Below are 26,922 nucleotides of genomic sequence, written 5' to 3' on the forward strand. Positions count from 1 at the left end.
ACGGAACCCTAGAGGATTACTCTTCTTTTCATTCGATACCCCGACTTTAGCACGCTTGATTTTACCTGTCAAACAGGAAAATCGCCGAAAGTGGCTAATAGGTATAGAGAGTCAACTATAGAGGAGGAGTCCATCATGCGCTACAAAATCAATGACCAACTGCGAATCCGCCGTTTCACGCCAGAAGACTTGGAAGCCGTCCATGCCTATGCCTCACAACCCATCGTGAGTCAGTATCAGTCGTGGGGACCCAACTCCGAAAGTGATAGCAAACAGTTCATTCACGACGCTCTCGAAAGTGAGCTCGAGAGTCCACGCCGCCGCTATGTCTTTGCGGTTACCTTTCCAGATGATCACGTGATCGGAGCCGGCGAACTCGTCATCACCGATACCGAACATAAAACGGCTGAGATTGGTTACATCTTGTCTCCCGACGAATGGGGAAACGGCTATGCTACCTTCATCGCCAACTTTTTACTTGAATTCGGTTTTGAGAAACTGGAACTGCACCGGATTACAGCGACATGTGACCCGCGAAATGTCGCCTCCGAACGTGTCCTCCAAAAAGTCGGGATGACAAAAGAAGGACAACTTCGCGAAACGGTGTATCTGGAAGACCACTGGCGCGATTCCCTCATTTACGGCATGCTCGATTGGGAATGGCAGGTTGATCATGAAGACAATCAAAAATAACTCAAACCGGTGCCTCGAAGGAGGCATCGGTTTTTTTGTATCTGACTACCCCTGTTTAATTTGGTGGATGATTGACTTTTTTTGATATCTTTTTACACTATAAAAATCGAACATGGTAAACTTAGTTTTAGCTGGATTAAAATTAATTTTCTATGAGAAATGGAGTTTACATACGATGCCTCTTTCGAAAAAATGGTTCACCTCACTGGCCGCCTCCGTCATGCTGTTCAGTTCGTTTCCGGTCCAGGGACTTGCGGAAGGTGACGCCGCTCCGGCAGTCGCCGAGCAACAGACGGACGTCGCGACCGGCAAACAATTCACCCAAGCAGAAACACCGGTCTTTGAAACAACGGACAGTACGGACGCCCTTCAAACTTTACCTGCTGCGACGGAAGTCGAGACGTTCGGGACAGAAGGTCTGTTTACACGCATCCTGCTCGACGGTGTCCACCGATTCGTTAAGACCGACCAATTAGCCGCCGCTCCAACTTATTCAAAAATCGACAGCCGTTATACGAATAAATCGACACCGCTTTATACGACAGCTGCTTCAGAGACGGTGACAACCGATGCGTTGGCACTGAATACGGCAGTCGATACATACGGACAAGAAGGACTTTTTACACGCATTAAGCAAGGCACAGTGTATCAGTTCGTGTTGACGGCGGATCTCAGTGCGACTCCTGTCTATGCAACGACCGGAGGACGTTTTGTGCAACAGAAAACAGCCGTCTACCCGACAGCTGATACCAATGGAACCGCCCTTGCAGAATACGCCGTCAATCAATCCGTTGAAACATTCGGAACGTCAGGCACGTTTACCCGGATCAAGTTGAATGGTCGTTATGCTTTCATTTTGACAGCTCATCTCGGAACAACAAAAGTCACCTCGCATTCGGTGACCGGCAAAAAATACAGCCAACGACTCACGCCTGTCTATCCGACCGCTTCTGCAACCGGAAAACCGCTTGGCACACTGGCACAAAACCAACACATCGACATCTACGGTGTCTCCGGTGACTATACGCGTGTCCGGTTGAAGGATACATATGGTTTTGTCTTGACGGCACACCTTGGGGATCTTGCATTTTTTGAACAGACTGCCCGCCTGTATGTGCAAAGTCCGACGCCGGTCCGTCAAGCAGCCAGCAGTACGAGCCCGGTTCTCGCCCAACATCAGACGAATACACTGCTGACGGTCTACGGAACGAGCGGCGCTTACAGCCGGATTTTATTCCGCGGTCAGCATGCCTTCGTCTTGACGAGTGCTTTGGCACCCTTAAAAGCATACGCCAAAACGGACCGCCTGTACGTTCAGGCATCGACCCCGATTCGTCAGGCAGCCAACAGTTCCAGTCCGATTTTAAAAAATCATCAAACGAATACGTTATTGACCGTCTATGGCACAAGTGGCGCCTACAGCCGGATTCTGTTCCGCGGTCAGTATGCCTTCGTCTTGACGAGTGCCCTTGCGAAAACAAAAGTCTTCGCAAAGACCGGACTTCGGTATGCGGCTAAAAACACATCAATCTTCAAAGACACGACCGCGAAAACCGTTCTCCGCTCGATCAAACGGGCGGAACCAATCGAGATTTACGGGACAAGCGGTTCGTTCACACGGGTCAAGGTCGGTTCCGTGTACGGTTATCTCAAGACGACGGATCTCGTCACGAAAAAACCGGATTTGTATGATGTCACCGGAACCCGTTATGTGCTCGAGGATAAACTGGTTGTGCATCCAAAAGCCAGTCTGACGGGAAAAATCGGAACACTCAAAAAAAATACCGCCCTGTCGATTTACGGCAAGAGCGGCTACTACACCCGCGTCAAAGTCGGGACGACGTTTGGTTTCGTCGACTCGAGTAAACTCGGCTTAAATAAACCGACCGCGCGTCCAAAAGTCGGAACGGTCTTTTATGTACATTTTGATCAGACACCGCTGTTTTCAGCAGATGTCGCGTACAGCCGTCCTGCCGCCTATCTCACGAAAGGCACGAAGCTGATTGGTCTGAAAGCGATTGACGACGACTTCTGGCAAGTCCGGTTACCAAACGGAACGACCGGTTACGTCATCAATCCCTATATCGGGACGACGAAACCGGATATGCGTTACACCCAACAAGCGGTCAATCGGTTAAAAACGTATACCGTCAAAGCGACGACGTCTTATTTCGCAACACCGGCCAGCCCGAAAAGCACCGGTTTGATTGAACAAGGCAAACGTGTTTATCCCCGGTATCGTGTCGGAAATTTCTACGTCATTCAATCCGGCTGGTCCCCTGTCTATCTGCCGGTCAGTGCCGTCACCGTCACGAGCGACACACGGATTGCCCAGAAAAATACGTCCCGCGGTGAAAAATTGATTCAAGCAGCGGCCAAACATTTGGGAACACCGTATACGTGGGGATCGCAAACGTCAGCCAACGGCGGCTTTGACTGTTCTGGTTTAATCCATTACGCAACGAACCAAGCCGGAAAATACGGGGGACGGACAAACGTCAGCGGCTATTGGTACGGCGCCTTCTTTACGAACCGCCGGACGACAATCAGCAGTGGAAAACGCTCGGATATCGTCTTCTTCGAGAATACGTATACCGATGGTCCGTCGCATATCGGCATCATGCTCGACAATGAATATTTCATTCATGCCGGCGGCTCGCAACTGCAGATCAATTCCATCTATGAACCGCGTTGGCGCGAACATTTCCTTGGCTTTAAATCGATGTAACATCACAAACAAAAAAGAGGGTCTGACTTTAAAGTCAGCCCTCTTCGCTTATCGTTCAGAACGTCATCTCGACGTATTTCGTGACTTGACGGTCTTCGAGATACAACTCGATTTGTTCGCGGTATGCTTTATAATGGTCCGATGCGATATGCGCTTCGAGTGCAGCCTCATCTTGGTAGACTTCATAGAGCATGAACTCATGTTCATTTTCAATCGATTGATGTAACGTATAGCGTAAGCAGCCCGGCTCGTTTTGTGTGGCTTTGTAAACCGTACTTAAAATGGGAAAGACTTGATCCGCTAATCCTGCTTTGACTGTAAGAACGGCATTGACGATGATTTCACCCATGTGTTGATTCCTCCTCTGAATTGATTACCTCTACCTGTACCCGTTTTTCCTAAAGACATACCGTAAAGGATGATTTTGATGTTAGAAACCCTGTTTATCCATCTCGCACAACAAGAAGCCGAGATGATTCGTTTACGCCGCGATTTTCACCGGCATCCGGAATTGTCGTTTCAAGAAGTCCGGACACCGGCCAAAATCATCGAATATTATGAAGCACTCGGTATCCCGTATCAAAAAAATGTCGGTGGTAACGGTATCGTCGCGACATTACAAGGGGCACGTCCCGGAAAAACGATTGCTGTCCGTGCCGATTTTGATGCATTACCGCTTCAGGAAGAAACCGAACTGTCGTTTCGCTCAATCCGTCCCGGTGTGATGCATGCCTGCGGACATGATGGACACACGGCAATCGTCCTCGGACTGGCCGCCGCCTTTCAACCGTTGCAGGAGGAACTCGAGGGCACAATCCTCTTCATTCATCAACACGGTGAAGAAGTGTTTCCGGGTGGTGCCATTCAAATGATCGAAGATGGCTGCCTCGACGGAGTCGATGCGATTTTTGGTACCCACCTCGAAAACGATCTTCCGGTTGGGACGATCGGTTACCACAGCGGACATACGTTATGTGCCATCGATGAATTTGAAATCGTCGTCCACGGTCAAGGTGGTCATGCCCAAGCCCCCCACCGGACGCAGGATGCACTCGTCGCCGGCGCACAGCTCGTCTGTAATCTTCAGCATCTCGTCAGTCGACGGGTCGATCCGTTTGAGCCGGCGATTGTCGCCATCGGTTCGTTTCACGCCGGAACGGCTCCGAACATCGTAACCGGCGAGGCGCGGATTGTCGGAGAAATCCGGACGTTTAATGAACAACTCCGGCATCAGTTGCGCCAGCAGGTGGATCTGGTCGCCCGGACGACGTGTGCCGGAATTGGCGCTACGTATTCCATCGATTTCACGACCGGTTATCCGTCGCTTTGGAATCATCCGAATGAAACGAAGCTCGTTCAGGAAGCGGCCGGCTTTTTACCGGAAGGACACGTTCGTGAAGTCAAACCGATGATGGCTGCCGACGATTTCGCCTACTACCTGGAGCAGGTCCCGGGCAGTTACTTCTTTACCGGTTCTGCGAAGACGGACGGTCGAACGATTTATCCGCAACACCATCCAAAGTATGAAATCGACGAGCAGGCCTTGCTGATCGGAGCCAAAACGTTAGGGGCCACGGTTCTCCGCGCCTTACAAACATAAGGATTGACTTTCCACTTTTGTGAATGGTATTATCATCCCAACGATAACGAACTTACATCAACTTCATATAACACTTATCAAGAGTGGACCGAGAGATCTGGATCGATGACGTCCCAGCAACCTGCGTACAGCAAGGTGCTACGACCAGCAAAGCGAAAGCTTTGGTTGATAAAAAGCGGCGACTCCTTTTGCAACCAAGCAAAGGAGTCGTTTTCGTTTTCTCGCTGTCAGAAATGAGAGCATTACGGTTCAAGGAACCAAGGGAAAGGGAGAGATGACATGGAAAAAGCAACATTTGCAGGAGGATGTTTCTGGTGCATGGTGACACCATTTGAGGAACTACCGGGTATTCACAGTATCGTGTCCGGTTATACAGGAGGACATGTCGACAACCCGACATATGAGCAGGTCAAAACAGGAACGACCGGGCATTCCGAAGTCGTCGAGATTACATTTGATCCGGCACTGTTTTCGTACGAACGGTTACTCGAACTGTACTGGCCGCAGACGGATCCGACCGATGCCGGCGGACAATTCCAGGACCGTGGCACACAGTATGCACCGGCAATTTTTTATCATACGGAAGAACAACGTCTCGCAGCGATTGCGTCGCGTGACGCGTTAGCAGCAACAAACCGCTTTAAGCAACCGATTGTCACACGGATTGAACCGGCGCACGCTTTTTATCCGGCGGAAGAGTATCATCAGGACTTCCACAAAAAAAATCCGGCGCACTACAAAAAAGACCGGAAAGCGTCCGGTCGTGATGCCTTTATCGACGTCGCCTGGAAAGAAGAAGCAACGGTTTAAACAAAATGCCAAAAAGGGATTGTCATCTCAGACGGATGAGCAATCCCTTTTTTCATTTTTCCAGCCGAGATCTTGCGGTCCAACGTGACGTATCTGTTGTCGTCCACTCAGGAAATCGCTTTGACGTCCTCTGTTTGTTCCGTTTCATCCACAACTTGATACCGTTTTAAAACAAAAATTCCGGTCAGCATCACGGCGAGACCGGCTATCTGCCCAAGCGATAAATCAACCTGCGGCAGACCAAACCAACCGAAAACATCGACGCATAACGCGAAACTCAATTGTGAAATCAAGACGACCGAAATTGCGATCGAAGGACCGAGCAGTTGAATCCCTCGCATGACACAAAAAACAACCCCGACGCCGACTAATCCGCCAAACAAATACAATGGTTCAACTTCGCGGACCGCCGAGAGCGTTCCTCCTCGAAATAAGAGTAAGGCAAGCAACGAGCCGAGCAATCCGACAAGAAAGACTAACGTCGTCGTCGCCCATGCGCCGAAGGCATGACTCATCCGCGCATTCAACACGGTTTGTAAACTGATCATCATCCCGGCAACGACGGCACAAAACATTCCTAATCCCATTTGGTTTCCTCCTTTGATTCACTTCAGGCGAGCGAAAAAATCAAGACGCCGGTCAACATCAACCCGACACCGACCCATTGCCCCCGGTTGCTGCTTTTTTTGATGACACCGAACCAGCCGTTCAAATCAATGACAAAAGCACATAGAATCTGTGCGACGAGTAACAACGACATCGCCCACGTCATTCCAAGCAGTTGAATCGACGTCAGTTCCGTAACGACGACTAACACGCCGAGCAATCCGCCGCTGGCATAAATCAACGGCAACTTTCGAAAACCACCGATTTTCCGGTCACGGACAAACCCGTAAATCAACAAGCAACCCATCAAACCGACAAAGTGAACGATGGTCACGGATAACCATGGACCGACCGCGTCACCCAGCCGGGCATTAAAAATGCCTTGCAAGGCAATAAACAATCCACTGAATAAGGCAAACACGATTCCTTGCATCTTCATCCTCCTTTTTCTCCAATTATGAGTAGACCGCATTCCACCCGGCTTTGAAAAGGACAAATGTCCTAAACTGCCAAAAACACAAAAAAAGAGCAGACCAACTGGCCTCCTCCTGAAATTAATCCGTTATGCGTTTACGGAAATGGTCGAGAGATCCGTTCCTGCGCCTCGTCCATCATCCGGTCAAATAATACCTGAACGGTCGGAATATCCTCAATCAAGCCGGAAACAAGACCGGCGTTGACATATCCTGCTGTCTCGTCGCCCTCAAGTGCCCCTTTGATATGAAACGATTCGTTCGTTTTTTCTTGGAATTCAGCGAGCGACGCCGGACGTAACCCGTCCACATACGCCCCATTCAAGACACGCCGGACTTGTCCGACCTCACGCCCGATGATCCGTGTCTCGAGATCATCCGCCTGCACAAGATGATCTTTATACTGCGGGTGCACACAGGACTCTTGTGTCGCAATCAACCGGGTTCCCAGTTGAACGCCTTCCGCCCCGAGCATCCAGGCAGCTGCAAGACCACGACCGTCGCCGATTCCTCCGGCTGCAAGTACCGGAATCGTGACCTGATCGGTGATTTGCGGAATCAATGTCATCGTCGTCAGTTCGAGCGGTGAGTTGATCCCGGCCGCTTCGACTCCTTCCGCCACCAGTAAATCAATCCCGGCCCGTTCCGCTTTAACCGCCTGTTTGACGGACGCGACGACACCAATCGTCCGGATGCCTGCCTCCTGTAAACGTCCCAGAAAAGGCGCCGGGTTTCCGGCGGATAACGAGACGACCGGAATTTGTTCCTCGATTGCTAACGTGATCAAGTCTTCCGTATATGGGGAAACACGAATCGCGATGTTCAAGGCAAACGGACGTGACGTCAGGCGTCGTGTGGCTTCAATCAACCGTTTGACTTCAATGGGCGACATCGTTCCGCAGCCAATCGTGCCCAGTCCCCCTGCGTTCGAAACCGCGGCCGTCAATTCAGCATGGCTGATGTTTCCCATTCCCCCTTGAATAATCGGGATTTCAATCTGTAAGCTGGTACATACACGAGACATGGTCTCCCTCCGTTTCCGTCACTAAGAATGGTATACTATGTAAGACTGAATTTTAATTCATTTTTAGAAAAGAGGCGTTGTTTGATGAACATTCCCTACCGCGATCTGTCTCCTGCCCTTGCGGCAAACGTGTTTGTCGCTCCCGGTGCTTTTTTGATCGGTGACGTGACGATTGGAGAAGAATCGACGATCTGGTTTAATGCCGTCCTCCGCGGGGACGAAGGACCGATTACAATCGGTAAACGGTGCAGTATCCAGGACAATGCAACGATTCACCTGTACGAGGGTGCTCCGGTCATCGTCGAGGACGAAGTCACCGTCGGACATAATGCGATCCTGCACGGTTGTAAAATCGGACGGCGTTCCATCGTCGGGATGGGCGCGACGGTTCTCGATCATGCTGAAATCGGCGAAGAGTGTATCATCGGAGCCAATACATTGATTCCGTCCGGCAAAAAATTCCCGCCCCGCTCCTTGATCATCGGGTCGCCCGGCAAAGTCGTCCGTGAACTGACACCGGCCGACTTGGAAATGATTCAAGAATCGATCGATTCCTATGTCGATAAAGGATATGCCTTTCGGAAGCAACTGGCCGAAGGCTGAACGTCATCAAGAAAACGCTCATCTCGTTACGTCGGGATGAGCGTTTTTTTTACCGTTCAGCAAACAACGGATGTTCCGACGCATCATAGTCGGCACTTTTTTGTGTGACGTCATGCGTTTCCTGAAACACCGCTTCAAAGAACCGGCTTGCCGGTTCGGCGAGCAACCGGTAATACTGTTCAAACAATAATGCGGCGTGGTGGCCACTCCATTCGTCCGGCAACAACTCTTGCGGCAGACCGGGATCGGTAAACAAAAACTTCCGGTATTCATGGACAAGTGTCGTCCGTTCGACGAAACACTGTTCTTCATCCATCTCGCCGAGTTGAATCCGACTTTGATGGACGATGTAGCGCCGGCTGTATTCGGCGATGAACCGTTCGTACCGTTCTTGCAACTCATCCAGCGGAAAAGCCCGTTCGACCAGTGATTGATCCGGTTGTGGTCCATGATATTCGCCGACGAAAAAGTCCACATACTCGGTGATGCCATAAGCGTCAATCAACCGCTCCGCTTCTTTTTCGAGCGGATTCGGTGAAATCCAGACGCCGTTTGATAAGTTTCCGAACCCGCTCCATGACAATTCTTTCCGCAGTTCGTCCCGGATTTGCCGTTTGTCTTCCGGAATCGTATACATCAATGTCCGCCATTTCCCGTCCCAGACGTGAGGCGTTGATTTGTAGATCCGTCTCGCTGCCTCTTCCATCCGTTCGACCCCACGCGGTGTCAACGAATAAAAACTTTTGGTGCCTTGTTTTTGTGACGTCAACCACCCTTGCTTGACCATCCGCGAAACGGCGACCCGGACCGCCTGTTCATTATGACCAAATTCTTTGAGCAGACGAATTAAGCTGCCGACCCAGATTTGATTGCCGTAATGCCGGATGTAATCCCCGTATACTGTAAAAATCATCGATTGTGTATTCGCACTCATGTCATTCACTCTCTCTTTGATATAACGTTTTTTTGTGTACCGTTAGTATACGTGTTATTTCAGGTGACGACCATCCTCATTTGCCTTGAAACTGCGGGGTCCGTTTTTCGGCAAACGCACGTAAGGCTTCCATCCGGTCTTCTGTCGGGATGACGGCTTCATAGGCGGCGGTCTCGATTTTCAGCCCGTCTGAGATCGGGTGGTCGAGTCCCTGATCAATCGCCTGTTTGGCTTGGCGGATTGCCACCGGTCCATTTCGCAACATTTCGCCGGCGAAGGCGAAACAAACTGGCAGCAACTCCTCCACCGTCGGAACGACGCGAGAGACGATACCGTATCGTTCCGCAGTCGCCGCATCAATCTTCTTAGCCGTGAAAATCAGTTCCTTCGCCCGCGTCTCTCCAATTAACCGCGGCAATCGTTGCGTCCCGCCGGCACCGGGAATGATGCCGAAACTCGTTTCCGTCAATCCTACCAATGCCCCTTCGACGATGATCCGGAAGTCGCAAGCGAGCATCCACTCGAACCCGCCGCCGAGTGCATGTCCGTTGACGGCAGCAATCGTCGGTTGCGGCAGATCGGCGATGTTCGTAAAGACGTCCCGAATCGCCTCGACGTTCCGCCGGACTTCACGTTCCGTCAACGTCGTCCGCTCTTTTAAATCTGCCCCGGCACTAAAGGCTTTGCCGGTTCCCGTGAAGATGACGACACGAATCGTCGCATCCTGCCGGACCGTTTCGACCAGTTGTTGAAGTTCCACCAGTGTCGGGTAATCCAAACAGTTCATCCGCTCCGGTCGATCGAGCCGAATCAATCCGATCTGGTCCATCCGTTCAAAATGAATCATACAAGTCCCTCCCGTTCGACAATTAACGCGATGCCCTGACCAACACCTACACACATCGTCGCCAAGCCGTAGGTCTGGTTCGTCCGGCACATTTCGTGCAACAAGGTCGTCAGGATGCGGGCACCGCTTGCGCCAAGCGGATGACCAAAGGCAATCGCCCCCCCATTGACGTTCACTTTCTCCACCGGTAATCCGAGTTCCTGAATACACGCGACACTTTGTGCCGCAAAGGCTTCGTTTAATTCAATCAGATCCAACTGGTCAATCGTCAATCCTGCCCGGTCCAAGGCTTTACGCGTCGCATCAACCGGTCCGATACCCATGACGGACGGTTCAACCCCGGCGACCGCACTTGCCCGGTAATACGCAAGCGGCGTTAAACCAAGCTGTTTGGCCGTTTCTTCACTCATCAACAATAAGGCTGCTGCTCCGTCATTTACACCAGAAGCGTTGCCTGCCGTGACGGTCCCGTCCGCAAACAAACTGTTGAGCGTTCCGAGTTTGTCCCGACTCGTCTCCGGACGGGGATGTTCGTCGACAGTGACTTCGACGACTTGTCCTTTTCGTGTCGTATACTGCACCGGAACCAATTCTGCTTGAAAACGGTCCGCTTCCATCGCCTGTTTGGCCCGCTGTTGACTCATGAATGCAAAATCATCCTGGACTTCGCGTGTAATGTTGTACCGTACAGCCACATGTTCGGCCGTTTCCGGCATCGAATCCGTGCCGTATTTCGCATCCAATTTATCGTTGACGAACCGCCATCCGATCGTCGTATCGTAGACGGCCGGGTTGCCGCGGGCAAATCCGGTTTCCGGTTTCGCCATGACGAGTGGTGCCCGCGTCATGCTTTCCGTCCCTCCGGCAATGTAGATATCGCCTTCATTCAGCGCAATCGCGCGTGCCGCGGCAATGACGGCATCCAGTCCCGAACCGCACAGGCGGTTGACGGTCGTCCCGGCGACTTCGACCGGCAGACCGGCGAGTAAGCCGGACATCCGGGCGACGTTCCGGTTATCTTCGCCCGCCTGATTCGCATTGCCGAAGATGACCTCTTCGATCGTTTTCGGATCAACACGCGGATTCCGTTGGACGAGGGCCTCGATGACACAGGCGCCCAAGTCGTCCGCCCGGACCGCTTTGAGGGCTCCGTTATACCGCCCGATTGGTGTTCGGACGGCATCAATGATTGCGACGCGTCTCATGGTGTCTTCACCCCGCTGTCCGAATAATCATAGACACCGCGTCCGGTTTTCCGTCCGAGCCGTCCGGCTTTGACGTATTGTTCGAGCAGCGGCGCCGGACGATATTTTTCCCCGAGTTTTTCATGGAGGTACCGTAAGTTGTTCAACCGGGTGTCGAGTCCGACCAAATCCCCGAGTTCAAACGGTCCCATCGGATAGTTCAACCCGAGTTTAATCGCCTTATCGATTTCTTCCGGTGTCCCGAGTCCTTCTTGTAACATATAAAACGCTTCGTTGCCGACGAGGGCACTGATCCGGGACGTGACAAACCCAGGGAACTCCTGAATGACGACGGTCTCTTTGCCCATCCGCCGTGCGACATCCTCACAAATCGACACGGTCTCTTCTGACGTTTCAAGACCCCGGGCAAGTTCGACGAGCGGCATCCGGTGAACCGGATTAAAGAAATGCATCGCCATGACACGCTCCGGACGGTTTGTAAACGAAGCGATTTCCGTCGGACTCATCGTCGAGGTGTTGGTCGCGAAAACACAACCGTCCGGTGCATAGCGGTCAAGTGTCTCAAAGACCGTCCGTTTGATGTCGAGCCGTTCCGGAACGGCCTCAATCACGAGATCCGCCCGTCCGACAGTCCCGACGAGATCCGTCGAATAGCTTAGTCGGTTGAACAGATGGTCGACCTCTTCCGCAGTTAATTTTCCGCGGATGATTGCTTTATCGGCAATCGCTTCTAATTCGTGCTGGGCTGATGTGAGCAGGTGTTGCTCGATGTCGACGAGCGCCACCTCGAACCCGTTTGCGGCTGCGACATAGGCAATGCCCCTTCCCATCACACCGGATCCTACGACCACTAGTTGCTGAACCATCATCTGATTTCCCCCTTTAAAAAAGCGTCCGGACGAACGTCCGCACGCTTGGTTTTACAGTCCGAACGGATTGAGTGGACGACTTCCGTAATACGACAGGATACTTTTCGTTTCCGTATATAAATCCAGTGTCTCGATACACAGTTCACGTCCGAAACCGGATTGTTTGTAACCGCCAAACGGTGTCCCCGGGAAAGCCGAGAACGGGCAGTTGATCATGACGATGCCGGCTTTGATCTGATTGGCAATTCGTGTCGCCCGTGCCCCGTCCTTCGTCCAGATGGCGGAACCGAGTCCGAATTCTGTATCGTTTGCCAGACGGACCGCTTCTTTTTCATCCTTGAACTTCATCACGACGACGACCGGTCCGAAGATTTCTTCCTGGACGGCTTTCATGTCGTGTGTCACATCGGTGATGATGGTCGGCGCATACCAGAAACCTTTTTCAAATCCGGCCACCTGCTCGACTTGACCACCCGTTAAGATTGTCGCCCCGTCTGCTTTGGCTGATTGAACGTATCCGTCGATGACGTCGAGTTGTTGTTGGTCAATGATTGCCCCGACATGTGTCCCTTTATCAAGCGGATTGCCGAGAACAAGTTGTTTCGTCTTCGCGACGAACTGTTCCATGAACGTTTCGTAAATGTCTTCGTGCACATAAAGGCGTGACCGCGCTTCACACGACTGACCGCTGTTATAGAAAATCCCGAACAGCGATCCGTCAACGGCTGCCGTGATGTCCGCATCCTCAAATACAAGGTTCGGCGACTTGCCGCCGAGTTCCAACGTGACCCGTTTTAAGCTTTCCGACGCCCGACCCATGATGTCTTTTCCGACCGGTGTCGAACCGGTGAAGGCGACTTTATCAACAGCTTGGTGTTCGACCAGATGGTTGCCGATTTCCCGGCCTGATCCCGGAATGACGTTGACGACACCCGCCGGCACACCGGCTTCGAGGCAAATTTCACCGAGGATGATCGCTGTCAATGGTGTCAGGGTCGCCGGTTTCACAACGACCGAACAGCCGACGGCGATGGCCGGCGCGACTTTCCAGGCTGCCATCATCAACGGATAATTCCACGGGATGATTTGGGCACAGACACCAACCGGTTCCTTTTCCGTATAGTTGTGGAACTGTCCCGGCACATTATTGACGGCACCGCGGTGACCGACGATCGCACCGGCATAAAATTCAAAGTCTTCAATCGCTTGCGTGATCTGTCCTTGTGCGGCTGCTAATGACTTCCCGGTATCTAAAATCTCGAGTTCCACCAGTTCATTGAACCGGGCACGCATGATGCCGGCGATTTTATTGAGCACTTGCGCCCGGCGGCCGACCGGCCACATCTTCCACTTTCCGTGATCAAATGCTTCGCGTGCTGCTTGCACCGCCCGATCCGCGTCTTCTTTTGACGCTTTGGCGACTTCGGCGATGACTTCCCCTGTTGCCGGATTGTAGGTCTTAAACGTTTCGCCGGTTGTCCCTTCGACTTGTTCGCCGTTAATCAGCAAGTGATAGACGGACCGTTTCATCTCGATTGTTTTTTCATGTACCATTGACATAGCTTCCACTCCTTTTAGTTTCCTTTGAATGTCGGTTGACGTTTCTCTAAAAAGGCTTGCATGCCTTCCGTCTGGTCGGCTGTTCCAAACAATAAGTAGAAATTTCTCCGTTCATGGTCCATCCCGTCCTGTAACGACAAGTCTCCCGCCTTATCGACGGCATCTTTGATCAGACGAACGGAGACCGGAGGTTGGGCAGCGATTTGGTGTGCACGCGTCATGACGTCATGTTCGAATTGTTCCGATGCGAACACGCGGTTGATGATGCCAAGGCGTTCCGCTTCCTTTGCCGTCATCCGTTCCCCCGTCCATAACCATTCAAGCGCCCGTGTCCGACCGATTCGTCTCGTCAATCGTTGGGTTCCGCCGGCTCCCGGCATGACCCCCAGTCCAACTTCCGGAAAACCAAACTGCGTCTCGGGCGTCGCGTAAATCAAATCACATGCCAGTGCCAATTCAAAACCACCGCCGAGGACAAATCCGTGGACCGCCGCGATCAACGGTTTATGCAGACGGCTGATGCGGTCCCAGTCGGCAAAGGGGTCGAGCAACTCCATCGAAACCGGTGTCGCGTCGACCATCTCGTCGATATCAGCACCTGCTGAAAACGACTTTCCTTCCCCGCTCAACACGATGACAGCCACCGTCTCATCCTGATCAAATTGTTCCATCACCTCGACGATTTCCCGGATCATCGTCCGGTTCAAGGCATTGTAACGTTCCGGTCGATTGAGCCGGATCCGGCCGATCTGACCGTCGACGTCCGCTTTAACGTACTGTCGTGTCAGCATGGACTTCTTCACCAATCATCAGCGTCACGAGATCTCCCGCAAAGCCCATCAAGTCTTTGCCGGACGCTTTTCCCTCGAGCGAACGCATGCCGGCCTGCATCGTTTCATGGCTTTCATAGACCATCTCGCACATCAAATAGTATTTTCCGTCCCCACCCATCGGTGAACCGACGATTTTCGTGACCGTCATTTCCTGTAACCCCGGAATTTTTGCCGTCAGTGGACCGTGGACATTGAAGTAATGCTCATCAAACTGTTCCTTGTTCTCCGGGTGTGTATAAAGCGCGATTAGTTTTACCATAATGATTACCTTCCTTCACATGAGAGTAGAGACGGGTTTCATCGCCTCGAATGGATTTTTGCATGATTTACAGTACAGAATACTCCGGCAAGCCGTCGGACCAAACAGATTCTCGATCGAAACGAACGTCGATCCGCAATACGGACAGTCGATTTCCCAGTGACCGTCGATGACACGGGGTGGTGCAATCCCAAAGGACTTCAGTCCGGTCATGCCGCGGTCGGTGATCCGGTCCGACGTCCACGGTGGATCAAAGAGAAACACGACGTCGACCGTCTGGACCTGCGGGACTTGTAACAACGCAGCTTCCGTATTTTTTTGAATGATTTCAAGCGCAGGACATCCTAAAAATGTCGGAAGCAGCGTGACGCGGACAGCATATCCGTCAGACGTCTCCGTCCACTCCATCGTTTCGAACATCCCGAGATCGAGAATGCTGACGGCATCAATTTCCGGATCCTTGACCGTGTCGAGCGCCTGTCGGATTTCTTGTTCCAGTCCTGTCGTCATCTGCCGTTCCTCCTTCACCATACTGCTGACTGATCGAGCAGATATACTTCACCGAGTGTCGATAAGGCATCGTTTAAGTCAGGCGAATGTTCCCCGTTTCGTCCGTTATAAGTCATCTTCATTTCCGGCAGCGTGACGTTTAAATCCACAAGGACCGGTGTCAAGGCTTGGTACCAGCGGTCAATTAAGATCCCTTGTCCTTCGATCAACCGCATCTCGTCAATGATTTCCGTCGCTTCGCCGTAATCAAACAGATCCCCGAAGTCAGCGAGGACCCGTTCAAGGGCCGCATCCATCTTCTGACGGGCGGTTTCCGTCGATTGATACAACTGTGTGAACCATGTTTGCCAGTGCAACAGGTGATAATACAATTCCATGTTGACCTTGACGGCGAGTGCTGCGAGCGGCGCATAACTGCTTTTTTTCAACGAATCGATGCGGACCTTTTTCGCGAGCGTGTAGCAGTAATTACGAACGACAGCATACGCCCAGTCATACTCCGGATTTTCCATATAGTAACCGGGACCGTTGACCCGTTCGACGAGGACGGAATTTTTCCGTTCGTGCGCCAGACGGACATGAGCAAGTGCATCTGCTTTTCCTTCACCGATGTCCTCGAGCAACTGATAATACATCGCCGCATGTCCCATCGAATCCTGGGCAATCGAGGAGGACGCGACATCTTCTTCGATATGCGGTGCCAGACCCAGCCACTCCGATCCGCGGTAGGCATAAAGGAAATCGTCATCCGCCAGTTGATACATCAGGGAGGCTAAAGCCAACCGTTCTGCTTCCGTCATTTCGAATCGCCTCCCTGCCATGACATGATCTCTTTCTCATCGAGCATCTGTTGCTCGTAATGCCGCCATTTTTTCTTGAGATACCCGTATCCTTTTGTCGTCCGGTAATCCTTGTTGTCGAGCCGTTGCAACATCTGCTTTTCATCCGGTGTCATCCCCCGGATATCTTCCCGCTTGACGACCCAGATATCGACGACCGGCTCGCGGCGCATGAAATTTTCCTGCGCCATCATTAAGGCCATCTCTTTATTCGGTGCGAGTAAACTGAACTGATGCGTAAAGGCTGCATTCGGCGTCCTTTTACTGAACACCTCGAACTCTTGGTAAAACGTTTCCGTCATGGTGGTTCCTCCTTCAGCCGATTGTCTCAGCAAGTGCCTCGCGCACCCACGCATTGTTTTGATACGAAGTTTGACGTAAGGCCAGTCGTTCCTTCGAACGGGGACCGCCGCCCTGAATGATTTTCTTGAATTCCGTCCAGTCCGGCTGGGCATAGATCCATTGTCCCGTTTCCTCATCAAACCGTAATGTCGGATCCGGAATGACGAGACCAAGCGAACGGATGCGGGGCACATATTTCGTAAAGAAGTTTTGACGCAATTCTTCGTTTGTCTTCGTCCGGATTTTATAAGCAATCGTCACGTCCTGTTTTGACGTACCGGTCGTCTCTTTTGACGCCGGTCCGAAGAACATCAGCAGGGATTCCCACCACTCATCGAGGGATTCCTGAATCATCGTTTTTTGTTCCGGTGTTCCCTCGGCTAGTGCCATGATGATTGACTCACCGTGTTGGGCATGGAACACTTCTTCCGCACAAATCCGTTGTAATGCACGTGCATAAGGACCATAGGAAGCCCCGAGCATATTCGTCTGGGTAATAATTGCGGCTCCGTCGACGAGCCAACCAATCGTCCCGGCGTCTGCCCAGGAACGGGTCGGCATGTGGAAGACGTTGTGGAATTTAAGGCGGCCCGTAAACAAATCGTCCATCAAGTCGGCCCGCGTTTTTCCATACGGTTTCATCAAGTCCTCGACGACCCGCAGTAGGAGTTGCCCGTGCCCCATCTCATCTTGGACTTTTGCCATGATACCGAGTTTCCGGCGTAAGGACGGTGCTTTCGGTACCCACTCTTTTTCTGGTAAGGCACCCATGATTTCACTGATTCCATGCATCGAAATCAACTTGATCAGCGTGTCCCGGTAGAAATCAGGCATCCAGTCGTCGGCTTCGATTTTTTCCCCGTTATCGATCCGTTCCTTGAACCGTGCCAGCTTTTCTTCTTCCGTCATGACCGGCGGTTCGAATAGATGTGTCGCATCATACATCTTGTTTCCTCCTCTGCTTAAACAAACTTCTTCTCCGGCTCCATCCGTCGATCGATGATCCGGACTGCTTTTCCTTCTGAACGGGGAAGACCGTATGGCGGATGACAGACCAGATTGACGGAGATCAGACATTCCGTTTTTATGGCGTGACAGACAGCTCGTTTGAGGTCTTCCGGGCTCGCTTCATTGTCTGCTTCAATATGCAGCTCCAATGCCTCAAGACCCCCGCGTTGAATCCGGTGAATTTGATAATGCGGACTGACACCTGTTTGTTGCAACAGGACCCGTTCGATTTCCGACGGGAAGACGTTGACGCCACGGATGATCAGCATATCGTCCGTTCTGCCTTTGACCCGTGACATCCGGGTGGTCGTCCGCCCGCATGCACATGGTTCTGTCGTCACGGATGCCAAATCACCGGTCCGATACCGAATAATTGGAAGCGCTTTCTTTTTTAAACTTGTAAAAACGAGTTCCCCGACTTGTCCTTCCGGCATCGGTTCCCCCGTCACGGGATCAATCACTTCTGTGATGAACAAATCGTCCATCAGGTGCAATCCATCTTGTTTCTGACATTCCATTGCGACGCCCGGTCCCATGATTTCACTGAGACCATAGATGTCGAAGGCGCGAATGCCCCATTTTTCTTCGAGTGTCTGCCGCAATTCCTCCGACCACGGTTCGGCTCCGAAAATGCCGTAGCGGAGACTGCTCGTTCGTGGATCGAGACCACGTTCTTCCATCCGTTCTGCGAGATGCATCATATAAGACGGCGTCCCGCAAATGCCGCGCGGCTGAAAATCTTCAATCAAGGTAATCTGCCGATCCGTATTTCCTCCGGATACAGGAACGACCACCATTCCGAGCTGTTCTGCCCCTGCGTGCAACCCGAGTCCGCCTGTGAACAATCCGTACCCGTAGGCATTGTGCAACAGGTCGGTTTTGTCCGCCCCGATTGCAATCAGACCACGCGCCACGGCAGTCGACCAGTCCGCAAGATCTTCTTCGGTATAACCGACGACAGTCGGTTTTCCACTCGTACCGGATGAAGCATGAATCCGGGCTGCTGCTTGCGGGGGAACAGCGAACAATCCGAATGGATAGTGTTCACGCAGATCACTTTTCCGGGTGAACGGCAATTTTTGCAGATCCGCCAACGTCTCCAAGGAGTCCGCATCGAGTCCGCGGTCCGCAAACTGTGTTCTGTAGAAGGGTACATGCGCTGTCACATAACGTACGGTCTCGCGCAAGCGTTCCAACTGTAAGCTTGTCCTGACTTCCGCCGTCATCGTTTCGAGAATCTTGTTATACAAATTGCACCTCCTCGACTTTTCCGACACAATAAATAAACGTCCGTTTTAAAATGGTTATATCATAAAACTACGATACGTTCACATTATTGTCAATCCTCCATTTTGTTAAAAGCTCCCAAATCAACTTTTTTCTGACGCCATTTAAATCAAAATAACCCGTAAAGGCGTTTCCTATAGAGAAAACACAAAAATGATATTTCTTTTTGGAAAATATTTCTGAAAATGTTTGCTCATTTCGTAACTGATTGATAAAATATCGTGTGACAAGTGTTATACTATTTTTGGTAAGACCAGCTGTGGTCGGAATCAAGGGGGAATCACGTTGAGAAATGGTTTGTCGCTTGGAGATACAGCCGTCGTTGAAGCAATTGTGACCGAAGAAATGTTCGCTCAATTTGAAGGTGTGATCGTCCATCCGGCCTATTCAACCGTGTCGATGGTCTATCACATGGAATGGGCGGCCCGAAAACTAATCCTCCCTTACCTCGAAGAACAGGAAGAAGGAGTCGGTGGTGCCGTTTCCTTGAAGCACTTGGGGATGGCCACACTGGGATCAAATATCCGGATTGAAGCCACTGTCATCGAACTCACACCCGACCGCGTCTTGGCAAAAGTCGAAGTCAGACACGGCGAGCGTGTCATCGGTCTGGGTGAGGTGAAACAAATCATCTTAACGAAGCAGCTGATTCAGGAAAAGTTGACGCCGCGTGTTTTGTAAATCCCAAAATGAAAGCGCTTACTATAAGTCAGGAGGATGTTTCTTATGAATATGTTGAACCCGTCTACGAATCCCTCACCGTCCATCATGGAAAAAATCTCCGGTCATGAACAGGTCGTTTTTTGCAACGATCCCGTGTCCGGTCTGCAAGCCATCATCGCCATTCATGATACGACGCTCGGCCCCGCACTCGGCGGATGCCGGATGGCGCCGTATTCAACCGTCGATGAAGCACTCGATGATGTCTTACGCCTGTCGCGCGGCATGACGTATAAATGCGCAGCGGCTGACGTTGATTTTGGCGGCGGCAAGGCCGTCATCATCGGTGATCCTGCAACCGATAAGACGCCGGAACTATTCCGGGCCTTCGGACGATTCGTCGATTCGCTCGGCGGTCGTTTCTATACCGGGACGGACATGGGAACGACGATGGACGATTTCGTCCACGCCAGTCGGGAAACCTCCCGGATCGTCGGCATTCCGGAAGCCTTTGGCGGCAGCGGGGATTCGTCGATCCCGACAGCGGAAGGTGTCATCTATGGTCTGCGCGCAACCGTCGAAACCTTGTATGGATCAGACGATTTAAGCCGGGCGAGTTACGCGGTCCAGGGTCTTGGAAAAGTCGGCTATAAAGTCGCGGAACAGCTGTTGGACGCAGGCGCTAACTTATACGCCTCCGATCTCAATGAAGCGGTTCTGGCTATGCTCGTTGAACGGGCAGAACAAACACCGGGGACAGTCCGCGTCATCGCCGCCCATGAAATCCATCTGACGGATGCGGATATTTTTGTTCCTTGTGCTTACGGGGGCGTCATCCAAGCAACGAACATCCACTTGTTGCAATGTAAGGCCATCTGCGGATCTGCCAACAACCAGCTGGCAGTGGATGCGCTCGCACTCGAATTAAAGCAACGCGGCATTTTATATGCACCGGACTACATCGTCAACGGCGGCGGATTGATTCAAGTCGCTGATGAATTATACGGGGCGAACCATGAACGGGTCTTGCTGAAAACCAAGCACATCTATGATGCGGTTCTCGAAGTGTTCCACGAGTCCCATGCGGAATCGATCACGACACTTGAAGCAGCGGACCGGATGTGCACTAAACGCATTCAAATCCGGTCACGTCATAACAACATCTTTACGAATACGATCAAACCAAAATGGAACATCCGTAACGACTAATGGAGGTGACACCGATGGAAACCCAATTTCCGATCCACCGTATCCTCGATGATGCGGGACAAGTGATCGATACATCTAAAACCGACTTACTGACCAAGGAGCTCAGCCTCGCCCTGTTCACACATATGAACCGCATCCGGACGTTTGACCGCAAGGCGATCAACCTGCAACGCCAGGGACGTCTCGGGACCTATGCTCCGTTTGAAGGGCAGGAAGCCGCACAGGTCGGCAGTGCCTATGCGCTGCATAACAAGGACTGGGTCTTCCCGACGTATCGTGATCACGGGGCGACACTGACCTTTGGCGCTGACATGGTCCGCACGTTTTTGTACTGGAATGGACGGGTCGAAGGATGTGTCCCGACGGACGAGTTGCATATCTTCCCGCCGGCAGTACCGATTGCTACACAAATTCCCCATGCCGTTGGTGCGGCCTGGGCAGAAAAACGTAAAGGGACGAATCAAGTCGCCGTCGCTTATTTTGGAGACGGCGCGACCTCGGAAGGTGATTTCCATGAAGGGATGAACTTCGCGAGCGTTTTCCAAGCACCGGTCATTTTGTTTAATCAAAACAACGGGTATGCAATCTCGGTCCCGATCCAAAAACAGATGCATTCGGAAACGATTGCCCAAAAAGCGTTGGCCTACGGGATGCCGAGCGTCCGGATTGACGGCAACGATGTCTTTGCCGTGTACTTCACGATGCAAGAGGCACTTGAGCGGGCCCGGTCCGGCGGCGGTCCGACATTGATCGAAGCCGTTACATGGCGGTTCGGTGCGCATACGACGGCGGATGATCCGTCGAAATACCGCGATCAGGACCGGTCGCGTGACCACGTCGATCCGCTCACCCGTTTGGAAGATTTCATGAAGGCACAAGGGTTTTACGAGGAACAGGAAATCGAAGCGATTCGAATCCGCCATCAAGAAGAGGTCGAGGCGGCCGTCAAAACGATGGAAGCCTTCCCTTCACCTGACGTCAACGATTTGTTTGACCATACGTTTGCGACACTACCGGACGATTTAATCCGTCAAAAAGCGGATTACCTGACAGCGAGGGGGAATTGACATGGCGACACCAATCAATCGACAAACGGAGATGACGCTTGTCCAGGCTGTCACCGATGCCTTACGGACAAAACTGACGACCGATGAGACGACACTCGTCTTAGGCGAAGATGTCGGAAAAAACGGCGGGGTGTTCCGGGCAACAGACGGTCTACAGGAAGAATTCGGCGAAGACCGGATCATCGATACACCCCTCAGCGAAGCGGGAATCGTCGGAACGTCAATCGGTCTTGCGGTCAACGGGTTTAAACCGATCGTCGAAATTCAATTCCTCGGTTTTATCTATCCGGCCTACGAACAAATCATGACGCATGTCGCACGAATCCGGATGCGGACGATGGGACGTTATGGTGTCCCGATGGTCATCCGGGCTCCTTACGGGGCAGGCATTCGGGCACCGGAAATCCACTCGGACAGTACGGAAGCCCTCTTCACCTCGATGCCCGGCTTAAAGGTCGTCTGTCCGGCAACCCCTTACGATGCCAAAGGCTTATTGATTGCAGCAATTGAAGATCCGGACCCGGTCTTATTCCTCGAATCGATGCGCAGTTACCGCGCCTTTAAGGAACCGGTTCCGAGTGAGTCGTACACGGTTGAAATCGGAAAAGCCAAATGCGTCACGGAAGGTCACGACGTGACACTCATCGCCTGGGGGGCGATGGTGCAGGTTGCCCAAAAAGCGGCGACCGAAGCAGCGACACGCGGTATTTCCTGTGAAGTGATTGATTTACGGACTCTTTATCCGCTTGACCGGACGACGATTGCCGCCTCCGTCCAAAAAACAGGTCGGGCTGTCATCGTTCATGAAGCACAGGCAACGGGTGGACTCGGGAATGATTTGATTGCTTTAATCAATGATACTTCGTTCTTGTATTTACGGGCACCGATTGCCCGGGTCACCGGATTCGATGTGCCGGTTCCATTATTCGCGCTCGAAGACCATTACATCCCGACGCCGACTCGTGTGCTTGAAGCGATCCAGCGTACGATCGATTTTTAAGGAGTGAGCAGGATGATTGAAGTGAAATTGCATGATGTGGGGGAAGGCATGACGGAAGGTGAAATCGCAAACTATCTGGTCCAGGTGGGCGATCGGGTCACGATTGACCAACCGGTCGTCGAAGTCTCGACTGACAAGATGGTCGCCGAACTGCCGGCTCCGGTGTCCGGTGTCGTCACGGACCTGTTAATTCCTGTCGGACAAACGGTTGGCGTCGGGACAGTCTTGTTATTGATCGAGGCAACGGAAGCACAAACGGCAGTCACCGTTGAACGAACGGTTGAACAGTCCCAGCAACCGCAACAACTACAGCCAACCGTGACTGCCCTCCTGAAGGAACGTCCAAAACGTGTGTTGGCAACACCTTACACCCGGAAAATTGCCCGCGATCTTGGCATCGATCTGGAACTAGTTCCGGCTGTCGATCCATCCGGTCGCGTCACGGAAGAAGATGTACGTCGTTTCGTTGAAAGCGGAACGACTCCTGAGCCCGATCAGCGTCCAGTCGCGGTCGAGGCACCACCTGCGCCGGTCGATACGATTCCGTTCCGGGGTATCCGCAAACAGATTGCCAAAAAGATGACCCAGTCACTCTTTACGATTCCGCATGTCACCCACTTTGAAGAAGTTGACATGACCCGTTTGCTGGCATTGCGCGAAGAATTGAAAGTCGCCGGGAAACCGATCAGCGTCAATGCTTTTTTCATCAAAGCCTTGATCGTCGCCTTGCAAGACTTCCCGGTCTTCAACGCCAAGCTCGATGAAGCAAACGAACAGATTCTTTTGGAGCGGCAGTACCATATCGGTGTCGCGACTGAAACGACCGACGGATTGATCGTGCCGGTCGTCCGGGACGCCGATAAACTGACGATGCAACAATTGCATCAACAAGTCGCGGATCTGTCCACCCGCGCCAAGACCGGTGATTTACGGGCAGCGGACCTCAAAGCGAGTACCTTCACGATGAGTAATGTCGGACCACTCGGCAGTACAGGTGCAACGCCGATCATCAATTATCCGGAAACGGCGTTGATCGCCTTCCACAAAACGAAAAAACGGGTCTGTGTCGACGACCAAGATCAAATCGTCATCCGCTCGATGATGAATCTGTCGATGTCCTTTGATCATCGTGTGGCGGACGGCGCGACCGCCGTCGCCTTTACGAATCGGTTTGCCGGACTGATCGAACACCCTACTACTTTATTGCTGGAGTTGATCTAAATGGTTGTTGGTGAACTGACCCAAGAACGTGATCTGTTGATTCTCGGCGGCGGTCCGGCCGGTTACACGGCTGCCATCCGCGCCAGTCAATTGGGACGAAAAGTGACCTTGATTGAACAAGCACAACTCGGAGGGCTTTGTCTGAACAAAGGCTGTATTCCGTCCAAAGTCGTTGCGCATGCGGCGGAAGTAAAACAACAAATGAATCATTTGACGGCACTTGGTTTTTCGATCGAACCGACGCATGACTTCAACCAATTAGTAAAGTACCGGGACGGGATCGTCCATCAGTTACGCACCGGCGTCGAAGCTTTATGCCAGGCAAACGCCATCGAATACATTCAAGGGACCGCCTCGTTCTTGGCGGACGACCGGATCGGCGTTGAACAGGGACATCAGTTCGACACGTACCGGTTCAATGATGTCGTGATCGCAACCGGAAGCCATAGTCTTCAGCAGACGTCCCCTCTCCTCTTAAATGCGGAACAACTCTACCAGCTGACCGACTTGCCGGACCGGCTCGTCATCATCGGTCAGGACTATATCGCGATTGAAGCAGCAATGAGTTTTCAGGCACTCGGCACACAAGTCACATTGATCGCCGATGCGTTTCAGCTCGATCCGAGCCTCGACAAAGAACTGCGGCGGCTCTTTAAAAAACAAAAAATCCGACTCGTAACGGGCATCGTGACCGCCATCGAGACAACGGATGAAGTGACGGTCACCGTCGTCAAAGAAGGACAGGAAACGACCTGGACCGCTCCGTTTTTATTCCACTCGTTACCACGGATTCCAAACACGTTGGAGTTGGGTCTCGAGCGCATCGGTGTGACGATGGCAGAAGACGGCACGATTCCCGTCGATCCGTTCGGACAAACGAGCCGGTCCCATATTTATGCGATTGGTGACGTTACACCCGGTCCGCCGTTGGCAACCCGGGCCATTCATGAAGCCAAACGAACCGCCGAACAGTTGGCGGGACAATCCCCCGACCCGACGATGCCCTATTATCCAACGGTCATCCGCTCCCTTCCGCCGATCGTCTCGATCGGATTGACGGAGCAAGCGGCGACGGATGCCGGTCATGCTGTCCGGGTTGGTCAATTCGCCTTAAACGCCAATGGCGCAACGACGATTGAAGCCGGCAGTGGATTTGTCAAAGTCGTCACGGATGCCACGACGAGTCTGTTATTAGGCGTTCATATGATCGGTGAAGGATCGGTTGAACTCGCCGGCACCTTTGCCCAAGCCCTTGAAATGGCGGCCAAAGAAGAAGATGTCCGTTTCCCGGTCATGCCGCATCCAAGCCGGAATGAAGCCTGGACGGAAGCCATCGAATCTTTGGTTGGACAAGCCATCCACTTGTCACCCCGGCAACAAGCTATCTTGACGAAGTCGTAATCCAAAAACCGGTCAACTGAACAGTGACCGGTTTGTTGTATGAATTTTTTAGTTGAAGGAGGGACAACGATGGACTTGTACTTTACGACGCTCAACTGGAACGGTACATCATTCCCGATTGCTGCGACGACGGATGGACTGTGTTACGTCGGCGCCTTAAACGAACCGGTCGACCTGTTTCCCGACTGGGCCCGGAAACAGTTGCCGCGTGCAGATCTCATCGAAGACACCCGGATCATGCAACCGTATCAGGAACAGTTGATGGAATACTTAAACGGCACACGGACTCAATTTTCATTTCCGCTGCACTTGATCGGAACCCCTTTTCAACTGGAGGTCTGGAACGCCTTGCGTCACGTTCCGTATGGCGTGACGGCGACCTACTCGGATATCGCGGAACGGATCTACCGACCGAATGCGACACGCGCCGTCGGTACGGCAATCAGTAAGAATCGTGTCTTGATCGTCATCCCCTGCCACCGGATCATCGGCAAAAAAGGCGATTTGACCGGTTATTGGGGTGGTTTGAACATGAAACGGCAATTATTGGCATTGGAACAGTTAACCGGCTGATTCGCGTCCGTTTTCGGAGTATTCCAAAACGAAAGTGACCCCAAAAGGATCCGTCACTTGAGCATATAATCCGCCGAAACTCGGCACGCCCAACGCTTCCATGATCTGACCGTCCGCTGCCAGTGCCGCGTAGGCGGCTGAAATTTCTTCGCTCGTCTCAAATGATAGCAACAGCAGGATGTGCGAAGCCGCCGGAATCGCTGACGAGACGTCCCACAGCATCAATTCAAAAGCACCATTCGCCAAATGGGCATGAAAGATTTCCTGTTGTCCCAGCGCATTTGTTTCCGATAAGATGCGGCGTGGTTTTAACCCCAATGTCCGGTCGTAATACGCAATGGCTTCTGCCGCTGTGCCATTCAAGGTAATGCAAGGTGTCGCTGGGTAACGCATATTCTCTCCTCCTCTTCGTGTTCCCTCCCTTTCTCTAATCCGACGGGCGTTCCCTGCTTGATGATCCGGAATCGTTGGTTCTGATAAGCGGGCGCAAAAGTCGCTGATAAACAAACAAGGGCCTGACTCAAAAGTCAATCTCTCCAAAGATAAGGGTGGCAGAATGATCATCTGCCACCCTTGTCTCTTAAAAAAAAGAATTACTCGTTACACGCAACTCCTACAGGAAAAAGCGCATGTTTGCGCTGCCAGAGACAAACAAGACCCGCTTTCCTGCCTGAATGAGGCAGGAAAGCTGGCTTGTGTCTCGCCTGAGGAACGGGCGTGAAAAGACGAGTGATTCTTTTTTTGAGTCAGCCCCTCGTTTC

The 26,922-nt window shown here is 52.2% G+C and carries 29 protein-coding genes and 1 riboswitch; of the genes, 12 read left to right on the plus strand and 17 right to left on the minus strand.

What is annotated here, in order from left to right; genetic code table 11:
* The first annotated feature begins 135 nt into the window (after window positions 1-135).
* On the plus strand, window positions 136-693 hold the full coding sequence (locus D3D03_RS13690; protein WP_119923871.1) for a GNAT family N-acetyltransferase: 558 nt from the start codon (window positions 136-138) through the stop codon (window positions 691-693).
* Between the two features lie 175 nt (window positions 694-868).
* Window positions 869-3,421, plus strand: a complete 2,553-nt coding sequence (locus D3D03_RS13695) for a C40 family peptidase (protein WP_233550715.1) — start codon at window positions 869-871, stop codon at window positions 3,419-3,421.
* A 55-nt stretch (window positions 3,422-3,476) separates the two neighbouring features.
* On the opposite strand, the gene D3D03_RS13700 is transcribed toward D3D03_RS13695, so the two are convergent.
* Window positions 3,477-3,770 carry a putative quinol monooxygenase gene (locus D3D03_RS13700; RefSeq protein ID WP_026834010.1) on the minus strand — a complete coding sequence of 98 codons (294 nt, stop codon included), beginning with the start codon at window positions 3,768-3,770 and terminating at the stop codon, window positions 3,477-3,479.
* A 78-nt stretch (window positions 3,771-3,848) separates the two neighbouring features.
* Between D3D03_RS13700 and D3D03_RS13705 the strand changes: the two genes are divergently transcribed.
* Window positions 3,849-5,021 (plus strand): M20 metallopeptidase family protein, encoded by a 1,173-nt coding sequence (locus tag D3D03_RS13705; RefSeq protein ID WP_026834011.1) that lies wholly within the window; start codon window positions 3,849-3,851, stop codon window positions 5,019-5,021.
* Between the two features lie 71 nt (window positions 5,022-5,092).
* Window positions 5,093-5,196, plus strand: a riboswitch (SAM riboswitch).
* Between the two features lie 104 nt (window positions 5,197-5,300).
* Complete coding sequence (msrA, locus tag D3D03_RS13710; RefSeq protein ID WP_026834012.1) at window positions 5,301-5,831, plus strand: peptide-methionine (S)-S-oxide reductase MsrA; 531 nt, start codon at window positions 5,301-5,303, stop codon at window positions 5,829-5,831.
* A 107-nt stretch (window positions 5,832-5,938) separates the two neighbouring features.
* Here msrA and D3D03_RS13715 read toward each other — a convergent pair whose 3' ends face one another.
* The 3 genes from D3D03_RS13715 to D3D03_RS13725 form a co-directional block, all read right to left on the minus strand.
* Window positions 5,939-6,418 (minus strand): DMT family transporter, encoded by a 480-nt coding sequence (locus D3D03_RS13715; RefSeq protein ID WP_119923872.1) that lies wholly within the window; start codon window positions 6,416-6,418, stop codon window positions 5,939-5,941.
* Window positions 6,419-6,441: 23 nt separating this feature from the next.
* A complete protein-coding gene (locus tag D3D03_RS13720) occupies window positions 6,442-6,870 on the minus strand; it encodes a DMT family transporter (RefSeq protein WP_026834014.1) in 429 nt (142 codons plus the stop codon).
* 137 nt (window positions 6,871-7,007) lie between these two features.
* On the minus strand, window positions 7,008-7,934 hold the full coding sequence (locus D3D03_RS13725; protein ID WP_119923873.1) for an NAD(P)H-dependent flavin oxidoreductase: 927 nt from the start codon (window positions 7,932-7,934) through the stop codon (window positions 7,008-7,010).
* Between the two features lie 84 nt (window positions 7,935-8,018).
* On the opposite strand from D3D03_RS13725, the gene D3D03_RS13730 reads away from it, so the two are divergent.
* On the plus strand, window positions 8,019-8,537 hold the full coding sequence (locus D3D03_RS13730) for a gamma carbonic anhydrase family protein (RefSeq protein WP_026834016.1): 519 nt from the start codon (window positions 8,019-8,021) through the stop codon (window positions 8,535-8,537).
* A 49-nt stretch (window positions 8,538-8,586) separates the two neighbouring features.
* Here the strand turns inward: D3D03_RS13730 and paaX are convergent, their stop codons facing one another.
* From paaX to D3D03_RS13790, 12 genes are all read right to left on the minus strand, one after another.
* Window positions 8,587-9,471 carry a phenylacetic acid degradation operon negative regulatory protein PaaX gene (gene paaX, locus D3D03_RS13735; protein ID WP_026834017.1) on the minus strand — a complete coding sequence of 295 codons (885 nt, stop codon included), beginning with the start codon at window positions 9,469-9,471 and terminating at the stop codon, window positions 8,587-8,589.
* 76 nt (window positions 9,472-9,547) lie between these two features.
* Window positions 9,548-10,318 (minus strand): enoyl-CoA hydratase-related protein, encoded by a 771-nt coding sequence (locus D3D03_RS13740; RefSeq protein WP_119923874.1) that lies wholly within the window; start codon window positions 10,316-10,318, stop codon window positions 9,548-9,550.
* Window positions 10,315-11,523, minus strand: coding sequence for an acetyl-CoA C-acyltransferase (locus D3D03_RS13745; protein WP_119923875.1), 1,209 nt, complete (start codon window positions 11,521-11,523; stop codon window positions 10,315-10,317). The genes D3D03_RS13740 and D3D03_RS13745 overlap by 4 nt, the downstream gene beginning before the upstream one ends.
* Complete coding sequence (locus tag D3D03_RS13750) at window positions 11,520-12,389, minus strand: 3-hydroxyacyl-CoA dehydrogenase (protein ID WP_119923956.1); 870 nt, start codon at window positions 12,387-12,389, stop codon at window positions 11,520-11,522. Before D3D03_RS13750 ends, D3D03_RS13745 begins: the two co-directional genes overlap by 4 nt.
* Window positions 12,390-12,443: 54 nt before the next feature.
* Window positions 12,444-13,952, minus strand: a complete 1,509-nt coding sequence (locus tag D3D03_RS13755) for an aldehyde dehydrogenase family protein (RefSeq protein ID WP_119923876.1) — start codon at window positions 13,950-13,952, stop codon at window positions 12,444-12,446.
* Between the two features lie 14 nt (window positions 13,953-13,966).
* Entirely contained in the window at window positions 13,967-14,743 is a 777-nt protein-coding gene (locus D3D03_RS13760) for an enoyl-CoA hydratase/isomerase family protein (RefSeq protein WP_119923877.1), read from the minus strand.
* Window positions 14,721-15,044: an EthD family reductase gene (locus D3D03_RS13765; protein WP_026834023.1), complete on the minus strand. Its 324-nt coding sequence runs from the start codon at window positions 15,042-15,044 to the stop codon at window positions 14,721-14,723. The genes D3D03_RS13760 and D3D03_RS13765 overlap by 23 nt, the downstream gene beginning before the upstream one ends.
* Window positions 15,045-15,059: 15 nt before the next feature.
* A complete protein-coding gene (gene paaD / locus D3D03_RS13770; protein WP_026834024.1) occupies window positions 15,060-15,554 on the minus strand; it encodes a 1,2-phenylacetyl-CoA epoxidase subunit PaaD in 495 nt (164 codons plus the stop codon).
* 14 nt (window positions 15,555-15,568) lie between these two features.
* Window positions 15,569-16,354, minus strand: a complete 786-nt coding sequence (paaC, locus tag D3D03_RS13775) for a 1,2-phenylacetyl-CoA epoxidase subunit PaaC (RefSeq protein ID WP_026834025.1) — start codon at window positions 16,352-16,354, stop codon at window positions 15,569-15,571.
* Window positions 16,351-16,695, minus strand: coding sequence for a 1,2-phenylacetyl-CoA epoxidase subunit PaaB (gene paaB, locus D3D03_RS13780; protein WP_026829362.1), 345 nt, complete (start codon window positions 16,693-16,695; stop codon window positions 16,351-16,353). The genes paaC and paaB overlap by 4 nt, the downstream gene beginning before the upstream one ends.
* A gap of 13 nt (window positions 16,696-16,708) precedes the next feature.
* Window positions 16,709-17,680: a 1,2-phenylacetyl-CoA epoxidase subunit PaaA gene (gene paaA / locus D3D03_RS13785; protein ID WP_119923878.1), complete on the minus strand. Its 972-nt coding sequence runs from the start codon at window positions 17,678-17,680 to the stop codon at window positions 16,709-16,711.
* Between the two features lie 17 nt (window positions 17,681-17,697).
* Window positions 17,698-18,993 carry a phenylacetate--CoA ligase family protein gene (locus D3D03_RS13790; RefSeq protein ID WP_119923879.1) on the minus strand — a complete coding sequence of 432 codons (1,296 nt, stop codon included), beginning with the start codon at window positions 18,991-18,993 and terminating at the stop codon, window positions 17,698-17,700.
* A 322-nt stretch (window positions 18,994-19,315) separates the two neighbouring features.
* Between D3D03_RS13790 and D3D03_RS13795 the strand changes: the two genes are divergently transcribed.
* The 7 genes from D3D03_RS13795 to D3D03_RS13825 all read left to right on the plus strand — a co-directional run bounded on the left by D3D03_RS13795 (window position 19,316) and on the right by D3D03_RS13825 (window position 26,161).
* Complete coding sequence (locus tag D3D03_RS13795; RefSeq protein WP_119923880.1) at window positions 19,316-19,711, plus strand: thioesterase family protein; 396 nt, start codon at window positions 19,316-19,318, stop codon at window positions 19,709-19,711.
* Between the two features lie 45 nt (window positions 19,712-19,756).
* The gene (locus D3D03_RS13800; RefSeq protein WP_119923881.1) at window positions 19,757-20,899 is read left to right on the plus strand and encodes a Glu/Leu/Phe/Val family dehydrogenase; all 1,143 of its coding nucleotides are present in this window, start codon (window positions 19,757-19,759) and stop codon (window positions 20,897-20,899) included.
* 14 nt (window positions 20,900-20,913) lie between these two features.
* Entirely contained in the window at window positions 20,914-21,966 is a 1,053-nt protein-coding gene (gene pdhA / locus D3D03_RS13805; RefSeq protein WP_119923882.1) for a pyruvate dehydrogenase (acetyl-transferring) E1 component subunit alpha, read from the plus strand.
* Between the two features lies 1 nt (window position 21,967).
* A complete protein-coding gene (locus tag D3D03_RS13810) occupies window positions 21,968-22,966 on the plus strand; it encodes an alpha-ketoacid dehydrogenase subunit beta (RefSeq protein WP_119923883.1) in 999 nt (332 codons plus the stop codon).
* A 12-nt stretch (window positions 22,967-22,978) separates the two neighbouring features.
* Window positions 22,979-24,187 carry a dihydrolipoamide acetyltransferase family protein gene (locus D3D03_RS13815; RefSeq protein WP_119923884.1) on the plus strand — a complete coding sequence of 403 codons (1,209 nt, stop codon included), beginning with the start codon at window positions 22,979-22,981 and terminating at the stop codon, window positions 24,185-24,187.
* Window positions 24,188-25,588 (plus strand): dihydrolipoyl dehydrogenase family protein, encoded by a 1,401-nt coding sequence (locus D3D03_RS13820; protein WP_119923885.1) that lies wholly within the window; start codon window positions 24,188-24,190, stop codon window positions 25,586-25,588.
* Between the two features lie 69 nt (window positions 25,589-25,657).
* Window positions 25,658-26,161 (plus strand): methylated-DNA--[protein]-cysteine S-methyltransferase, encoded by a 504-nt coding sequence (locus D3D03_RS13825; protein ID WP_119923886.1) that lies wholly within the window; start codon window positions 25,658-25,660, stop codon window positions 26,159-26,161.
* Here the strand turns inward: D3D03_RS13825 and D3D03_RS13830 are convergent.
* Entirely contained in the window at window positions 26,150-26,554 is a 405-nt protein-coding gene (locus tag D3D03_RS13830; RefSeq protein ID WP_158583702.1) for a VOC family protein, read from the minus strand. The two genes, D3D03_RS13825 and D3D03_RS13830, sit on opposite strands and share 12 nt — an antisense overlap.
* Between the last annotated feature and the right edge of the window lie 368 nt (window positions 26,555-26,922).

This window comes from Exiguobacterium sp. RIT452 (genome assembly GCF_003598705.1).
Lineage (GTDB): Bacteria > Bacillota > Bacilli > Exiguobacteriales > Exiguobacteriaceae > Exiguobacterium_A > Exiguobacterium_A undae.

Excerpts from the sequence above, each read along its gene's own strand:
- pdhA (WP_119923882.1), top strand. The coding sequence starts at position 20,914 with ATGGAAACCCAATTTCCGATCCACCGTATCCTCGATGATGCGGGACAA.
- D3D03_RS13810 (WP_119923883.1), top strand. The coding sequence starts at position 21,968 with ATGGCGACACCAATCAATCGACAAACGGAGATGACGCTTGTCCAGGCT.
- D3D03_RS13825 (WP_119923886.1), top strand. The coding sequence starts at position 25,658 with ATGGACTTGTACTTTACGACGCTCAACTGGAACGGTACATCATTCCCG.
- paaX (WP_026834017.1), bottom strand. The coding sequence starts at position 9,471 with ATGAGTGCGAATACACAATCGATGATTTTTACAGTATACGGGGATTAC.
- D3D03_RS13725 (WP_119923873.1), bottom strand. The coding sequence starts at position 7,934 with ATGTCTCGTGTATGTACCAGCTTACAGATTGAAATCCCGATTATTCAA.
- D3D03_RS13745 (WP_119923875.1), bottom strand. The coding sequence starts at position 11,523 with ATGAGACGCGTCGCAATCATTGATGCCGTCCGAACACCAATCGGGCGG.
- paaB (WP_026829362.1), bottom strand. The coding sequence starts at position 16,695 with ATGACGGAAACGTTTTACCAAGAGTTCGAGGTGTTCAGTAAAAGGACG.
- D3D03_RS13700 (WP_026834010.1), bottom strand. The coding sequence starts at position 3,770 with ATGGGTGAAATCATCGTCAATGCCGTTCTTACAGTCAAAGCAGGATTA.
- paaD (WP_026834024.1), bottom strand. The coding sequence starts at position 15,554 with ATGACGACAGGACTGGAACAAGAAATCCGACAGGCGCTCGACACGGTC.
- paaC (WP_026834025.1), bottom strand. The coding sequence starts at position 16,354 with ATGACGGAAGCAGAACGGTTGGCTTTAGCCTCCCTGATGTATCAACTG.
- D3D03_RS13715 (WP_119923872.1), bottom strand. The coding sequence starts at position 6,418 with ATGGGATTAGGAATGTTTTGTGCCGTCGTTGCCGGGATGATGATCAGT.
- D3D03_RS13760 (WP_119923877.1), bottom strand. The coding sequence starts at position 14,743 with ATGCTGACACGACAGTACGTTAAAGCGGACGTCGACGGTCAGATCGGC.
- D3D03_RS13815 (WP_119923884.1), top strand. The coding sequence starts at position 22,979 with ATGATTGAAGTGAAATTGCATGATGTGGGGGAAGGCATGACGGAAGGT.
- D3D03_RS13765 (WP_026834023.1), bottom strand. The coding sequence starts at position 15,044 with ATGGTAAAACTAATCGCGCTTTATACACACCCGGAGAACAAGGAACAG.
- D3D03_RS13690 (WP_119923871.1), top strand. The coding sequence starts at position 136 with ATGCGCTACAAAATCAATGACCAACTGCGAATCCGCCGTTTCACGCCA.
- D3D03_RS13705 (WP_026834011.1), top strand. The coding sequence starts at position 3,849 with ATGTTAGAAACCCTGTTTATCCATCTCGCACAACAAGAAGCCGAGATG.
- D3D03_RS13800 (WP_119923881.1), top strand. The coding sequence starts at position 19,757 with ATGAATATGTTGAACCCGTCTACGAATCCCTCACCGTCCATCATGGAA.
- D3D03_RS13750 (WP_119923956.1), bottom strand. The coding sequence starts at position 12,389 with ATGGTTCAGCAACTAGTGGTCGTAGGATCCGGTGTGATGGGAAGGGGC.
- D3D03_RS13830 (WP_158583702.1), bottom strand. The coding sequence starts at position 26,554 with ATGCGTTACCCAGCGACACCTTGCATTACCTTGAATGGCACAGCGGCA.
- D3D03_RS13720 (WP_026834014.1), bottom strand. The coding sequence starts at position 6,870 with ATGCAAGGAATCGTGTTTGCCTTATTCAGTGGATTGTTTATTGCCTTG.
- D3D03_RS13755 (WP_119923876.1), bottom strand. The coding sequence starts at position 13,952 with ATGTCAATGGTACATGAAAAAACAATCGAGATGAAACGGTCCGTCTAT.
- paaA (WP_119923878.1), bottom strand. The coding sequence starts at position 17,680 with ATGTATGATGCGACACATCTATTCGAACCGCCGGTCATGACGGAAGAA.
- D3D03_RS13695 (WP_233550715.1), top strand. The coding sequence starts at position 869 with ATGCCTCTTTCGAAAAAATGGTTCACCTCACTGGCCGCCTCCGTCATG.
- msrA (WP_026834012.1), top strand. The coding sequence starts at position 5,301 with ATGGAAAAAGCAACATTTGCAGGAGGATGTTTCTGGTGCATGGTGACA.
- D3D03_RS13740 (WP_119923874.1), bottom strand. The coding sequence starts at position 10,318 with ATGATTCATTTTGAACGGATGGACCAGATCGGATTGATTCGGCTCGAT.
- D3D03_RS13820 (WP_119923885.1), top strand. The coding sequence starts at position 24,188 with ATGGTTGTTGGTGAACTGACCCAAGAACGTGATCTGTTGATTCTCGGC.
- D3D03_RS13730 (WP_026834016.1), top strand. The coding sequence starts at position 8,019 with ATGAACATTCCCTACCGCGATCTGTCTCCTGCCCTTGCGGCAAACGTG.